General features: G+C 46.4%; 9 protein-coding genes. 5 read left to right on the top strand and 4 right to left on the bottom strand.

The window, feature by feature from the left end; translation table 11 throughout:
• Position 1: 1 nt before the first annotated feature.
• Together RIF36_RS20170 and RIF36_RS20175 are read right to left on the bottom strand one after the other, a co-directional pair.
• Complete coding sequence (locus RIF36_RS20170; protein WP_350123921.1) at positions 2–754, bottom strand: LytR/AlgR family response regulator transcription factor; 753 nt, start codon at positions 752–754, stop codon at positions 2–4.
• The gene (locus RIF36_RS20175; protein WP_350123924.1) at positions 751–1,782 is read right to left on the bottom strand and encodes a sensor histidine kinase; all 1,032 of its coding nucleotides are present in this window, start codon (positions 1,780–1,782) and stop codon (positions 751–753) included. Before RIF36_RS20175 ends, RIF36_RS20170 begins: the two co-directional genes overlap by 4 nt.
• Positions 1,783–1,887: 105 nt before the next feature.
• Between RIF36_RS20175 and RIF36_RS20180 the strand changes: the two genes are divergently transcribed.
• Together RIF36_RS20180 and RIF36_RS20185 are read left to right on the top strand one after the other, a co-directional pair.
• Positions 1,888–2,292: a DUF1761 domain-containing protein gene (locus RIF36_RS20180; protein ID WP_350123927.1), complete on the top strand. Its 405-nt coding sequence runs from the start codon at positions 1,888–1,890 to the stop codon at positions 2,290–2,292.
• A 163-nt stretch (positions 2,293–2,455) separates the two neighbouring features.
• Entirely contained in the window at positions 2,456–6,367 is a 3,912-nt protein-coding gene (locus RIF36_RS20185; protein ID WP_350123930.1) for a cadherin-like domain-containing protein, read from the top strand.
• Here the strand turns inward: RIF36_RS20185 and RIF36_RS20190 are convergent.
• Positions 6,357–7,601: a M48 family metallopeptidase gene (locus RIF36_RS20190; protein WP_350123933.1), complete on the bottom strand. Its 1,245-nt coding sequence runs from the start codon at positions 7,599–7,601 to the stop codon at positions 6,357–6,359. The two genes, RIF36_RS20185 and RIF36_RS20190, sit on opposite strands and share 11 nt — an antisense overlap.
• Positions 7,602–7,737: 136 nt before the next feature.
• A complete protein-coding gene (locus RIF36_RS20195) occupies positions 7,738–8,799 on the bottom strand; it encodes a PorP/SprF family type IX secretion system membrane protein (protein ID WP_350123936.1) in 1,062 nt (353 codons plus the stop codon).
• 306 nt (positions 8,800–9,105) lie between these two features.
• Here RIF36_RS20195 and RIF36_RS20200 point away from each other — a divergent pair, with 306 nt between their 5' ends.
• The 3 genes from RIF36_RS20200 (at position 9,106) to RIF36_RS20210 (ending at position 16,116) form a co-directional block, all read left to right on the top strand.
• The gene (locus tag RIF36_RS20200) at positions 9,106–14,316 is read left to right on the top strand and encodes a PKD domain-containing protein (protein ID WP_350123939.1); all 5,211 of its coding nucleotides are present in this window, start codon (positions 9,106–9,108) and stop codon (positions 14,314–14,316) included.
• An 89-nt stretch (positions 14,317–14,405) separates the two neighbouring features.
• Positions 14,406–14,945: an HD domain-containing protein gene (locus RIF36_RS20205; protein ID WP_350123942.1), complete on the top strand. Its 540-nt coding sequence runs from the start codon at positions 14,406–14,408 to the stop codon at positions 14,943–14,945.
• The gene (locus RIF36_RS20210) at positions 14,929–16,116 is read left to right on the top strand and encodes a serine hydrolase domain-containing protein (protein ID WP_350123945.1); all 1,188 of its coding nucleotides are present in this window, start codon (positions 14,929–14,931) and stop codon (positions 16,114–16,116) included. The genes RIF36_RS20205 and RIF36_RS20210 overlap by 17 nt, the downstream gene beginning before the upstream one ends.
• Positions 16,117–16,177 lie beyond the last annotated feature (61 nt).

The raw sequence follows: 16,177 nt of genomic DNA on the forward strand, positions 1-16,177 counted from the left end.
GCTATTTTTCCATCCACTCCTTAAAGACACTCGCCTTCTCCTGACTCACAATAATTTCCTCCCTTGGTGCGGGTATCAACTGCACTAACAGCTTGCCTTTCTCAAAGCTCCGATAACTCTCAATGCCTGAAATAGACGCTATGTACTTTCGGTTAATTCGAAAAAAAACGTCCGGGTCAAGTTCATTTTCAAGGTCAGTCAGCGGCTTATCAAGTATCAACTTTTCGCCTTCTCTGTTGACAAGAAAACTTACTTTGTGCTCAGAAAAAAAGTATTGAATTTCATCCACAGGCACCGACTTAAAACTGACCCCCTTTTTTGCAACAAACCTTTTCCTCAATCCACTTTGTCCCTCCTGAACCGATCGAAGGGCATCCACTATATCAGAAGAGAAATGGCTTTTCAGTTTCTCCAGCTTGGTAAAAGCCTGAGCTAAATCGGCTTTTTTAAGTGGCTTCAGCAGGTAGTCAATACCATTCTGCCTGAATGCGTCGAGCATATACTGATCAAATGCGGTAGTAAAAATCACAGGACAACTCACGCTCACTTTCTTAAAAATGTCAAAAGAAAGGCCATCGTTTAGCTGGATATCCATGAACAGCAAGTCGACCACAGGCGCCCTCTGAAGGAAGGCCACAGCCTCTTTCACACTTGTTGATTCATTAACAATCTCAATGTCACTTCTCAACTTTTTCAGAAGGGAAATCAGTTGCTGTCTGGCAGGTATTTCGTCCTCTATTATGGCGACTTTCATACTTCAAGATAAGGCAATTTCACTTTAAACTCCTTTTCTGTTTCCTCCACAAGTACTTCCTTGCCCGTTAGCAATCTGTAACGTTCTGTTAGATTTCTCAGTCCAATTCTGGAGGTGCCTTTGAGGCGTTTGGCTTGCAGGTTGTTGACCACTTCCACCCAACCATTAATGAGGCGCAGACGAATAACCAAAGGCTCCTTTTCGCTAAATTCGTTGTGCTTCACCGCATTTTCCAAAAGCAGTTGGAGGCTAATTGGTGCCATCAATTTGTTGGACTCATCAGCAATGTCCACATCAAAATGCACCCCGTCGCCAAACCTGATCCGTACCAGTGTAAAATAGCTGTTAGCGAAGGCAATCTCTTCTTCTAACGACACCAGTTCTTTTTGTTTGTTCATTAGGATGTACCTGTAAACATCCGACAAGCTCTCATTAAACTGTAGTGCCCTGTCTCTGTCGTTTTCAATCAGGTAGGCGAGTGTATTGAGCGAGTTGAACATGAAATGCGGGTCGATCTGGCTTTTCAAAATCTCGAGCTCAGCCTCCACTCTGGCTCGCTCCAGCTGCTCAAAAGCCAAAAGATCGGTCTGGCGTTCCTTGATCAGAAAGACCGTTTCGTAGGCATGAGTAACGAAAATAACGCAGATCACATTGGCCAGCGATACCAGCTGCACGGCATCCCAGTCGACAGGGCCCACACCCGAGAACCTATACCAGCCAACGATCAGCGCCACGGTAACCGGGGCGGTATAAAACACATTGGCTGCCACTAGAATGATCAGCTTCCTGACAGGGCTACTGAACCAATCCATGTTTTCACGTTGCTTGAACAGCAACCAACGATTCCCTTGCCAGATACTCCATGAAATAAAAATGAAATAGATGTAGCCAAACCAATACATCCAGTCCGACAGACAAAGATCGCCAAACAGGCCCGTGAAATTGGGAATGAAAATACCGAAAGCAGGAATCCCTATCCAACGGATAGTGCGGTCGTCGATGCGGGATAAGTGGCTTGAGTGCTTCATTTTCCTGTTTCGGAATGGTGGGATTCGGCTTCAGTAAATCCAGTTTTCATCCTTAAAATTAAGGATTTAGCTTGTTACAACACTTACTATCAAATCTTGACCAATATGACTGATTTATCGCAACTAAACTATCTGGCCATATTTGTGGCAGCTTTCAGCGCTTTCCTTGTAGGTGGCGTTTGGTACTCCCCCATTCTTTTCGCCAAAGCATGGATGAAAGAAAACAATTTCACAGATGATGATCTAAAAAGTGGGCAGGGCAAAATCTTCGGAACTGCCTTTGTGCTGGAACTCATCATGGCCTTCAACCTCGCGGCCTTCATCGGAGCTGAATCCGACATTATTTTTGGCTTGATCGCAGGCTTCCTGGCAGGCTTTGGCTGGGTAGCCCTCGGCATGGGCGTCACCTATCTTTTCGAACGCAAATCGTTCCGCCTCTGGGCCATCAACGCAGGCTACCATGTGGTGTCGTTCACCGTGATGGGAGGCATTGTGGGGGTGTGGCACTAAGAGGGTAAACATATTATCGGAGTACAACGGCAAGAACCACTCACTAGTGACAACTTTACTTTTGTTATAATAATCCCCAAGAAGTTAACATGTAATTAATCACTATCATTCGTCATTTATCAATATATTGAGCTTCAGTTTATGTTTTATCAATATTTGACAAATGAAAAATGTGCTTCTCTGTGCAATTACTGCTACAGCAATTTTAGGCAACCACAAGGCATTTTCACTTGACCACACTGTGAGGTCAGTTCACGAAGGCCACTACACTTGGGTGAATACTGCGCCTGTATCGTCCTATTATTACTTCACCACGCTGGTCAATTCGACACTGTCGACATCTGCCGAAGATGGGCTTTTGTCCAAAGCCAGCGACGAAGAGAATGATCCATTATCAATTGAAATAACCTTGCAGCCAGCACACGGCACTCTGCTCGTTGAAGAGGATGGCTCCTTTACCTACACGCCGGAAGCCGACTATTTTGGGAAGGATTTATTTAAATATAAGGTGAATGATGGGGCCGATGATTCTAATGAGTCGAACGTTTTTTTGACCATCTTAACCTCTTCCCGTAATCAACGTCTGTCTCAAGTTGAGTGGACGAATAACTACGGGAGTGGTTATGAGGATAATATCACTTCTTTGATTCAAAGTAATTCCAGCGAAATTTTGATGGGTGGTTTAACCACATCTGACAATGAAGGAGTGCCGGGCAATGACGATGGTAAAGACAAGTTTTGGGCCCTTAAAATTAATACCCTAGGACAGGTTGAGTGGGAGAAGAAATATAATATTACAGAGCAAAGTTCAATCTGTTGTATAATTACCCTACCTGACAACTCTTATGTCATGGCAGGAAATTCGAGGAACACTGGCGACATACTACTTATTAAGACCAACGAAAATGGTGATTTGATTTGGGAAGAGTCATACGGTGGATCCAAAAAAGATGAAGTGGCAGATATTATGCTTCTACCTGATGAAGGATTCCTACTAGTCGGATCAACAGAATCCAGCGACGGAGACGTTCAGTCTGACAACCTCGGATCATCAGATGGCTGGCTAATAAAAACTGATTTGTCTGGCAATATACTTTGGGAAAAAACTTATGGGGGAAATAGAGGTGATCGTCTGGTCGCTGTCGAAGCCAACTGCTGTAACGGTTTTGTTGTATCCGGCTGGAGTAACAGTTTCTCGGCTAATTTGAAAGCAGACTACTGGATATTAAACGTTGATTCAAACGGTGACGTGTTATGGGAAAAGAACTTCGGAGGAAGTGAGTACGACAACCTTTCGAAGATGAAAACACTAGCCAATGGCAACATAGTTTTAGCAGGAAATACCCTTTCCCGGGATGGTGACATTCAATCGAATACACATGGGCAGAATGATATTTGGCTGATAGCTATAAATCAAGATGGCGAAATACAGTGGGAAAGAGCCTACGGAGGCAGCAACTCAGATGTTATTAACCAACTGCATATAAAGGGGAGTGGAAATATGATTCTTTCAGGAATGACCGATTCATGGGACTTTGATGTTCAATCAAACTCTAACCGACGAAGCGACAACTATTGGATAGTTGAAGTTAGCCCAGACGGGGAAATCCTTTGGGAGCAATCTTATAGTTCTGATAAATCTGGAATCAGCCGGCTTTCTACGTCTTTACTTATTGATGAAACCAGCATACTGTTGGCCGGTTTTTCTGATATTGGCCCGACTACATTTGTAGTTAGCATTGCTCTGAACTCCTTACCTGAGCTAGACTTTAATGGTGTAAGTATTATAGAAAGCGAGCAAATTAGTTCAGAACTAACAGCGTTGTCTGCCCACGACCCAGACAACGACCCCCTCACCTTCTCCATCCAGTCAGGCAATAGCGGCGAAGCATTTCAACTTTCAACTAACGGAGTACTGACCCTTGCAAAGGAATTGGACTTTGAAACTACCGCAACGTATAATCTTACCATCGAGGTTTCCGACGGAAAGCATTCATCTGCTGCTGTTATGACAATTACCGTCGAAGATGTCAATGAAGCTCCAACAGACATGGAAGTTTCTTCGCTTGAAGTTTCGGAAAACCTTGAAGCCAATACGCTGTTGGGCCTGCTAACATCGGCAGATCAAGATGGCGATGACACCCACACCTATACTCTGATTGAAGGCGAGGGTGCAGAAGACAACGCCTCGTTTACTATTGATGCTGACAAGCTACTGACGGCAGAAACATTTGATTTTGAAACAAAGTCGAGCTTCAATATACGGCTGCAAACAGAGGATGCAGAAGGAGAAACGTTTTCCAAAGCTGTGACTATCACTGTCGCAGACGTTAATGAGGCTCCCACAAATATCTCTCTGTCATCATCGAGCTTTGCTGAAAATAGTGCATTGAATGCCGTTATCGGATCTCTTTCAACTACCGACCCCGATTTGGAAGACTCCTTCTCTTACTCCCTGTCCGACAGTGAAGAAATGCCAGATAACCACCTTTTCCTGGTTGATGGCGACCAACTGCTTGCCAACGGATTCTTTAACTTCGAAGATCGATCTTCCTTCGAAATTGAAGTTACTTCTACCGATGCTGGCGAAAATATATTTAGCAAAATATTTACTATTACTTTGACTGATGTCAACGAGCCACCGGTGGCCAACAGCAGCACCTCCGAAACTTCCGAGGACACCGCAGTATCAGGCATACTCACCGGATCAGATCCTGAACAAAGTGATCTGTCATTCTCAGTCGCAGAAAACCCTTCCCATGGGTCAGTGAGCGTCGACGAGACAACCGGCGCATTTACTTATACTCCGTCGCAAAATTTCAATGGCTCAGATTCGTTTACCTTCGTGGCCAGCGACTCAGAGCTCGCATCGGAGGCTGCAACTATGACCATTGCCATAGCCTCTGTCAATGATGCTCCTACGGATGTCACCATGGCACCAACTTCGGTTACTAATACAGGCGGGCCACTTCAAATTGGACTGACCCTTGCCACCACAGATGTGGATGCAGATACTTTTACCTATTCGAAAGTGGCAGGTGAAGGAGATGGTGATAACGCCCTTTTTGATCTAGCCGGAGGCAACCTGTATACCAACAACTCCGCCTTTCAGGACAAAGAGAACAACTTCTTAGTACGGTTGGCGACGACCGATGCAGCCGGAGCCTCTTTCGAAAAGCAATTCGTCATTACGCTCGACTATTGCAACAACACGATATCGGCGACCGGAGGAAGTAGCGCAAGCCTCACCATCCCCGTTTTTTCTGGTCAGCAGATTGCCCTGGTGACCAATGATAGCAATACGGGAAAAAACAAAGTGGTATGGCAAAAAGGAGCAGGTTACAATATTGATAGATACAACATCTATAAAGAAGGATCCAACGAAGACGTGTACTCACTGACAGGATTTGTGACACCCGGCCAATCACTTGAATTTGTCGACAACGAATCGGATGCTGCTGTTAAATCATTCAAGTATAAAATAACTGTAATAGATCAATGCGGCGTAGAGAGTGGTTTAAGCGACTTTCATAAAACCATCCACCTAACTAGCAGCCTGGGAATTGACAATGACGTTAATCTTATCTGGAACCAATACATTGGCATTTCGTATAGCAGTGTTGAGCTTTATAAGAAGGAAGGTGAGGGAGAATGGACGTTACTAGAAGCCCTTTCCAGCTCAACTACATCTTACACCGATAAAAACTATAGTAATACAGTGAACACCTCTTACCGGGTTGATGTTGTTCTTTTGCAACCAGTTAGCTTGGGAAGGATATTGGAGACTTATTCGAGAATAAGCTCCAACGTGCTGAATATTGAATCAACCGTACTGGGTACTGATTCAGAGCTGGACGAAATTCAAATTTTCCCCAACCCTACTTCAGGATTATTGCAGCTTAAAACCATGGTTTTTTCCTCAGAGGTATCCATCGTGGATCTTGCTGGGTCAGTACTGCGACGAGTAACTATTGGACAAAATGCCACTATTGATATTGCTGATTTAAAACCAGGTGTATACCTGATCCGAATAGACGGGATGAAAACAAAAACGTTCAGAGTCATCAAGCATTAGATCCGCTTTCCAGCCGCTCCAACCTCTTCAGCATGGGTGGGTGCGAATAATGCACAAACACATACCAGGGATGTGGAAACAAGTTGCTCAAGCTGTCAACCGACAGCTTTTTTAGTGCAGTAGCCAGCGGCTGAGCTTCATAAGTCTCTGCCGCATAAGCGTCAGCTTCGAACTCATTCTTCCTGCTTAGCACATTCATCAAAATGCCAAGGATTCTGGACACCGGGCTGTACAAAATACCGAAAGCCAGTAAGTTCAAGTGGATGGCAGTGATATTCCCACCCATAGCAAAACTGACTTGTGAATTAAAAATCAGCAGAGACAAAAGATAAAGCATAACACCAGTTTGCAACACCCCAAGCACCAGCGAGCCGATAATGTGCTTCTTTTTGTAGTGCCCCACCTCATGTGCCAGTACTGCCACCAGCTCCTCCTCAGTATGCTTTTCCAACAGTGTATCGAACAATACAATCTTCTTCTTTTTGCCGAGGCCCGAAAAATAAGCGTTGGCCTTAGACGATCTTTTGGATCCATCGATCACAAAAATATTGGTCAATGGGAAATTGACCCCCTGGCTGTATTTGGTAATGGCCTCCCGAAGGGTTCCATCGGCCAGCGGAGTCAGCTTATTGAACAGAGGCACGATAACTGAGGTATAGAAAAGGTTTGCCAAAAGCATGAATACCACCATTACCCCCCAGAAGTATATCCAGAAGTCCTTCCCTAAGAAGAGGATAAGAACGATAAGTATCCCTACAAGCAAGCCACCGAATATGATGGTGAGCAAATATCCTTTTAACTTATCGAGCACGAAGGTCTTCGGGGTAGTTTTATTAAAACCGTATTTCTCCTCGATGACAAAAACGTTATACAGCTGAAAGGGTAAGGTCAACAGGTCGGAAGCAAAGTAAAGCACAGCAAAAAAAGAAAGCGCCAGCGTAACCTCGTTGTCTGTGTAGGCCCGCAACCATCCGTCAATCATGCCAAACCCTCCTGTGAGTAACAAAGCAAGTGTGGCAACGAACGAAATGACTGTCGTAATCGACGAAAACTTTTCTTTGTCTCTCTGATAGGCTAGGGACTTCTGGTACTTTTCTTCGTCGTAAATGTCCTTAAACTGATTAGGCAAAGGCCGGTAGCTGCTTTTTCTATTGAGGTAAGAAAGCACTTCTTCTACAATAAAATCAAGCAGAATGATCCCTAGAAGGATCCATAATATTGTCTGTTTTTCCATGGTGACAGCTCGTATAAGAACAAATAATCAGCAAACGTCGGCGGCTCCAATATCGAACTAATAGTTTGGAATAAACCGGCTTTCGCCTGCTAAGTCTTTGAGTTTTTCAATCCTAATGTAAGAGATCAAATCCCATTTAGAAAATAAATGGTATCGGGCAGCTAAGCTCCCTTACACTTCGGGGTGGCTTGCGGGGATCATTCCAGCTAAACGAATAGATAATACTGATTTCATGCGCACCACCGCTACCTATCCCAAGCCGGGAGAGCGTGTAATCGAAACTGTATCCAAAGGTGAAATTATTGTGCATCAATCCCACCATCGCAATCAGGGCTTCGTTGTTGGGAAAGCCGTTGAACTGTTTGATTGGAATGCCACGATACCACAAGCCCGTAATGAGTGGTTCAATCGTTACATAAGCCCCCAAATCCAGCTGGTCATATAACCCTTGTTTTTTGTAGTTGAATGTAGGAGAAATACTTCTCTCCTGCCCCGCATCGGTTTTTCCTCGTTTAAATGGCCCAATGGGCAAATCAAATTTGTACCCCCCATGTACTGAGAATCTGCGTTGCAAAATGCTCTCACCTGTACCAAAAAAACTTTGATCTGGTTGAGTGATGTTAAACAGAGAAGCACCTAACCAAATACGGTCATTGTACATGATCCCACCCAGGCCAAGGTCAAAATACCTGACGTTGACTCCTGGCGGAAAAGCTTCTTGAGTCACCGGTCGCACTAGGCCATTTTCGTCGAATTGATCCCCAAAAGTCAAATTATCGAAGTTGACATCCCTGAAAGTATAAGAGCCCTGAATGGCCGGACGAAACGTCCATTTGTAGTTCAGCCGCACCTCATAAGCATACTGAAGACCTACCGAAGTCGACCTCAGCCCTTCAATGCCTTCTTTGTCGGTAGTAACAATCATACCGACACTGCTATTGTAATCTTCTAAATTGTAATCGAAAAAGGCTGAATAAGTTTCGAAACCGGCACTGATACTGGGCCATTGGTTACGGTAGTTAATACCGGCCCTTCCCCTCTGGTTAATGCCTGCCAAACCGGGATTAAGATACAATGGGGCAGCATAGTACTGCGAGAACTGAGGGTCTTGCGCCTGTCCGTTGTTTGGAAATAAAGAGATGACTACAAACCAAATGGGTATGACTATAGCCCAATTGATTGACTTTAAAATACCCATGTTCCTGTTTAACATCTCCCGCAAAATATTAAATTTAAAATCATTTATGAAATAGACACGATATAAGACATGACTAATCATCTCAATCTGCATTCAATATATTTAGCAAAAATTAGGTTGCCGTTTCGGCCTGGTCAATGATTATACCTTGAAATGAAATGACAATTTCACATTACAGACAACTATCATACACTAACTCACCTATCCGACGTTCTATTTTTCAACTGCAAACTTGCAGTTTAACCTGGAATAATCATCCATTAATCAATGGATCATTCTAACTTTACTTAGCAAAACTAAAACAACATGATTAACGATAGGTGTGTGAGAAAATTAGTTTTAAGTTGCTTTATTTTACTTCAGGTGAATTTTGTTACGCTGGCCCAGGATCTCACTGACCTGCACTGGCGCTTCGGAAACACCTCTCAGGCTCTTGATTTCAACAAAGGTGATTTTCAGCCTATCGTTATTGACGACCAGGCCACACCCTTCGGCCTTGGTGGTGGCGTGACAATTTCGGATCCAATAACAGGCGATTTATGGTTCTATACTGACGGTGCCAATGTTTACGACGGCTCGAACAGAATCACTCCCGGCGGCGCAGGGTTGGGCGGCGACCCATCACTCAATCAAGCAGCAGTGGCCTGCCCCGTGCCCGGCACAACCAGCCAGTTCTACATTTTCACCAACCCTGGTAGTGGTGGAGCAAACGAAATTCGGTTTTCCGTGGCCGATAAAAACCTCACAGGAAATGCCTCGGCAGCAGCACCCACCCTCGGCGATATAAGCCAACTGAATCAGGCTACCGGTCTTACCACACCAGCTGAAGCCATGGTAGTCATTCCTGGGCCCAACAGGCAAAGGTTTTGGCTGCTGTCTCAAAACCGAACGACAGGCGACTATGTAGTGTACGAAGTCTCCACCGCCGGCTTTGGTACGACCAATACATTTAATTTTTTCAATGCGTCAAATCCTACCGCAGAGGCCGCAGCTTTTGGCGTACACATCTTCGCACCAGATTCGATCATCATCGCTGTAGCTCCTAAAACTGGCAACAGAAATATTCAACTCCTTCGTTTCGACGCTAATCTGGGCACGTTAACTTTTGAACGCCAGATACTCAACACCGGAGTAAACGACGGCTCTGGGCAGTCGATTTATGACGTAGAATGGTCGAACGATGGCACCAAGCTTTATTACTCAAGACATGGAGGCAACAATGCACTCACCGGTCAGCTGCATCAGTTTGATTTTGATTCTCTCCAGAGGTCCAACAGCATCGCCGGAGGCTACTTCCGAAGCTTCGGGTTAAAAAAAGGGCCGGATCAGAGAATCTACCATTTGTACCAGGCAGCCAATAGCGGGCCATTTTCCATCGGTAGGGTCAACCAACCCGATAGCCTGCCCGACTCTACAGCCTACCAGGCCCAGATACCTGATTTCGGTGACGCTCTGGGAAGACAATTCCCTGCCACCAGCACATCGGCACCCATTGTGTTCAATATGAGCTTCAATATCTTCGGCTTTTGCCAGAACACACCGACCATGTTTTCTCCAAGCGTGGAGCCCACTCCCCAGTTCGTTACCTGGGACTACGGAGATGGTGGTGGGTCGCAGGAATATGCGCCCATTTATACATATCAGAACCCGGGGCCTTACACCGTTACCTTAACAGCTTTCCTGAACGGGCAAAGCCAGTCTACGACCCAGGTGTTGAACATTATTGATAATCAACTTGAGCTAACCCACCTCACCGACACCACGATTTGCCCGGGAGAAACACTGCAAAGGAATGCACTACCGAGTGGACAGCAGGGAAATTATTCGTTCCTATGGTCAACGGGTGAAACAACCCAGCTTATTGAGATTGATTCTGCGGGCACTTATTGGGCACAGGTAACTGATCTTACCACTGGTTGCCCTGCCTTTGCGTCTTTCGAGGTAACCGTATATGGCAACGACGAGCAAAAAGCCAATATCTGGTATTTTGGTGAGCAGGCGGGTATCGACTTCAATGAGGCCCCTCCAGTAGCACTGACTGACGAAAACCTGATGAGTTCGCCAGAAGGTTGTGCGGCCATTTCGGATCGAAACGGCGACCTCCTTTTCTATACCAATGGACGAACGGTCTGGAACAAAGACCACGAAATTATGCTCAATGGCATGCTGATCGGTGGAGATAGCACGTCGGCTCAGTCTTCCATCATACTGCCGATCCCCGACAACGAGACGCTGTTCTATATAATTACCACCGATCAGGTGTACGGTGATCGTTCCTATAACATGCGTTTTTCCGTCGTCGACATGAAACAGGACCTGGCCCGAGGAGCTGTGATTATTAAGGACAGGCCACTGTTTACCAATAGCTCGGAAAAGCTGGCAGCAACCGGCGTTGGGGGAGGAACTACCTGGCTTTTTGGGCATGAGTATGGCAACAACAACTACAGGGCCTACCCTATCACCACTACAGGCATCGGCAATGCGAGGGTTACCTCCGTCGGAAAAACACTCTCCTTCGCTGAAGAACTTAACGGCAGAGGTACCATGAAAGTATCGCCCACCGGATCACTGATTGGCTCGGTAATTCCAGGCGCTGAAAACTTCCTTGAGCTGGTCAATTTTGATGCTGCCAACGGAACATTTACCTCCCCACTGCTTATCGACCTGGAAGAACCGGCGCCGAGCGAAGCTTATGGTCTTGAATTCTCATCTGGCGGTGCAAGAGTGTATGTTACTACCACTGGAGCTAACTCCAAACTATTCCAGTACAACCTGGACAGTCTTCTCAACGCCAGTGTTACTTACTCCGACGATTCTGTGGTTCAGTTTATCGAGCAAAGTAAGTTTGAGTTGTCCTCGGGAACTGGGTATGGTTCTCTTCAAATCGGTCCGGATCAGGTTATTTACATGGCAAAAGACAATAGTGGCAATCTCAGCACCATTGCCAATTCTAACGGTGATGAAGTGCAGGCAGGTTATAATGACCAGGGCTTTGATCTTGACGGCAGAATATCGAGGCTTGGCCTTCCCAACTTTGCTCAAAACATCCTCAATCCACCACAGGATCCGTCCATTACTGTTGACGGTGGGTGCGTAGGCCAGCCCACAAGGTTTACGGCAACAGGCACTTCTGATATTGACGAATTTGCCTGGAACTTTGGCGATGGTGCACAGGCGCTTGGCCCAGACACAACTCACGTATACCAGCAAGTAGGAACATTCAATGTCACATTGAACATCACCAATCGCTGCGGCCTGGATACAACGCTGGTTCAAACAGTAGTAATTAACCCTACACCAGAGCAGCCCATCGTGCCTAGTGCGGTTGCCATTTGCGACGACAATGGCGTAGTGCTTACTGCCTGGCCTCAAGACGATCCGGGGCTCACATATACCTGGTCAACCGGCGAGACTACCAGAGAGATTACCGTGCTTCAACCCAGCACCATCACGATATTCATTACCAATGCTGCTGGCTGTCGTTCCGATACGCTGACCACCCTGGTGGGCGACCAACGACCGATTGTGGACTTTGGCCCCGACCAGATCATCTGTGCGGGCGAAGAGCTGGATCCACTGGATGCACAGAACCCAGGAGCGACTTACACCTGGGCCATCAACGGTGCAGGTACGGGTAATACAGGTCGTTTTCAGGATATCGACACCTCAGTGGCTGGTGACTTCGAGTACGCCGTGAGCATTTTCGACGTGAATGGTTGTCAAACGACGAATCGAATAACTTATACGATTTTGGAAGCGCCACAACCGACAGTGACGCCTTTCAACGCCTCCGGGTGTTCTGTTGCAGACGGTGCATTAAAAATAGACGTTCCGGGTTCATTCAGCTATAGTTACACCATTTCGAGTAACAACGGAACAAATATTATTCAAAACCGGCCAATTGATGGGCCTTTTACTGACAGCATCCCAAATCTTCCGGCAGGATCATACAGGGTAACGGTGAGTAATACGGTGAACGGATGTACTACCACACTTGGTGCCGTGGGAATCAATAGTAACAACCCCTCGTTCACAATCACATCGGCCGAGCCCAACAATGGTTGCGACGATGGCAACATCACCATTACCGCCAGCGCTCCGGGCAATTATTCTTACCGGGTAATTGACTTTTCGACTGGAATTGATGCCACAACTGGGTCGTTTACCGCCAGCACAAGCACGGTGACTGGCAATATTCCTTTTGGAACATACACCATTGAGATGACGAATACAGCAGATGGTTGCCTTCAAACCCGGCAAAATGTCGTGGTGGAACAAGCGCCAACGGCAGAGTTCAATTTCGATCCTATTCAAACAGATTGTGGTACATCTGGCACAATATCGGTAAGGCCAGTAACTGGGAATGTAAAGTACACCTGGACAGATCCAAACGGGGCAATTCTGACCGACACCACTTCTTCAGTAAGCATTTCTCAGAGTGGTGTTTACACCGTCACAAGTTCTGGCACTGGTCTTTGTCCTCAAACTGAACAAATCCAATTCTTCCTTAGCGAAGACCCTGAGGGCAGTATCGCCGTTTCAGGCGACCCTTGCAATGGCGAGCTAACGCTTACCGCCGCTCTTACAAGCGGCGAGAACCCTAATGATTACATCTTTGGCTGGAGCAATGGCGCTTCTTCTGCTTCTACGGTTGTGAACCGATCCGGCTCATATGCCGTAACCATCCGCAACCGCAACTCCGGCTGCTTTGTCACCGTCGACACTACAGTGCAGGTGGAAAACGTGCTGGAAGTCACCCTCATTCAGGAGCCTGATTGCGACAATGAGACACAGGTGATATTGACAGCACAGTCGAATATCCCAGCCCAGGTAACTTTTGAGTGGACTGGTCCTGATGGCACAATACTGCCAGAAACAACGGCCTCCATCAGCACAGGGCTTGGCGGGTTTTACCAGGTAACGGTGAGAGGAATAGACAATAGCTGTGAGGCATCAGCAGATCTCAACGTGAGTGTGGTGCCCATATTCGATTCCGAAATATCGCTTCCGGCTACACTGACATTTTGCTCAGAAGACCCCGCCAACGGCACCGTCGTACTGGATCCGGGAATTTTCAACACTTACGAGTGGAGGAAGCTTCCCAGCCTCGACATCATTTCAGTGCTGCCCACTTACGCTGCCTCAGAGCCTGGCACCTACGAAGTTACCTTCTCCAATGGTAGCATCTGCCGAACTGCCCGGGTAGTGGTAACCGACGATTGTCGCCCGAGGATTTTTGCACCGAATGCCTTTTCACCAGATGGCCGGGGACTTCCTCAAAACGAAGCTTTCTACGTGTTCCCAAATCCGTACGTAACTGACTTCACTATTTTCATCTACAACAGATGGGGTGTGCTGGTTTACCAGAGCAACAGCATTGACTTCAGATGGAACGGCTATTTCAATGGCTCCCCTCTACCGGTTGGCACCTATGCCTATGTGATGAGGTACAAAAGCAATCTTGACGCTACCAACGAAACTTTCGAGCAACGGGGAGGCGTCACTCTTGTAAAATAACTTCGATTTATCGGCGAGATTGATTAACATAGTTGATCGTTCTTATAAACTTTTTAAAAGCACCTTTGGGTGCTTTTTCTTTACCCATTATGACAACAGAAAAAGCCAGAGCACTGCTATTTGAAATGACGAAGGGAGACGGCCTCCGCAGGCATGCCCGCACCGTGGAGTTGGTCATGGAAGCCTACGCCACCAAACTGGGAGAAGATGCTGAGGAATGGGCCATTGCAGGCCTGCTACATGATGCCGACTATGAAGCCTGGCCCACTGAGCATCCCAACCGCATTGTGTCGATGCTAAATGAAAAGGGACTGGGGAAAATCGCCCATGCTATTTCAGCGCATTACACCCACTGGGGAGTACCCTACGACACGCTGCTCGACAAAGGGCTTATTGCCTGCGATGAAATCACCGGATTTATCGTGGCCTGCTGCCAGGTAAGGCCCGATGGCATTGAGTCGCTGGAAGTGAAGTCAGTGTTGAAAAAGCTGAAACAGAAAAGCTTCGCTGCCACAGTCGACAGAGACGAAGTAAACAAAGGCATGGAATTATTTGGCGTGACGCCAGAAGAGCATATCGCCTTCATTATCGAAGTACTCAAACAGAACCGGGATGAGCTTAAAGTTTGATTCAGTCTTTAGCCACGTAACACTCGCTCTGCTGTGTGTTTTCCTAATCTCTGGCTCTGCCATTGGGCAAACTCCGAAAGGTTTTGAAAAAGCATGGAAAGCCGCTGACGATTATTTCAGAAGCTCCCTGGAGAACAATCGTGTAGTAGGTGGCGCTTTGGTTTTCGTTGAAAAAGGAAAGGTCATTGGCAGCACCTATGTTGGCAAAGCTGACCTGACAAGCGACCGAAACGTGGATGCAAATACTATTTTCCATTGGGCTTCGATCACCAAAACATTTACAAGCATCGGAATCATGCAGCTTAGGGACAGAGGACTTCTGCAACTCAGTGATCCGCTAACCAAGTACCTGCCAGAGCTTCGGATGGTACACAATCCTTTCGGCAGCATGGACGATATTACTATTCAAATGGTATTGAGCCACTCCGCAGGCTTTCGTGATCCCACGTGGCCCTGGGGTGGCAACAAAGACTGGCACCCATTTGAACCGACGGAATGGAGCCAGATAGTAGCCATGCTTCCTTACACGGAAATTTTGTTTGAACCAGGAAGCAAGTACAGCTATTCCAACCCTGCGCTCATTTTTCTTGGTCGAATTATAGAGATCATCACTGGTGATGACTATGAAGTGTACATCGACAAAAACGTGCTGAAGCCGCTTGGGATGTACAATAGCTACTTTGACGTAACACCTTACCATTTGCTGAAATACCGGGCCAACAACTATATACTTTTAAATGGACGGCCGGTAGCCAATGGTCTCGATTTCGATACGGGCATCACCACCAGCAATGGTGGACTCAATGCTCCCATCAGCGATATGCTGAAATACCTGAGCTTCCTCACTGGCTATCACGATGGGTTCGAAGTGTTGAAGAGGTCAACCTTGGAAGAGCTTTGGAAGAAACAATTACCCATAGCAGAGGTTGATGGTATTACCGGGTCGATTGCGTCCTCCTTTTTTCTGGAAGACTTCAACGGCATGCAGGTGATAGGCCACACCGGCACTCAAAAAGCATTTTACTCCTTTTTCTATATTCACCCAGGATCAGGCACCGCATGTATCTCCATTACCAATACCGATGACAACAGCGGTCAGTTTGATCCGGATCGTTTCCGAATAGAGGCCAGTCATTACGTTTTTAAGAATATTTTCTCTCTTTATAAATGAGCAATTGGTAAACCAACCGACAAAGCCAAAACTGAAAACGACGGATCTTCAACACTTAAAA

This window comes from Imperialibacter sp., from assembly GCF_040222815.1.
Lineage (GTDB): Bacteria > Bacteroidota > Bacteroidia > Cytophagales > Cyclobacteriaceae > Imperialibacter.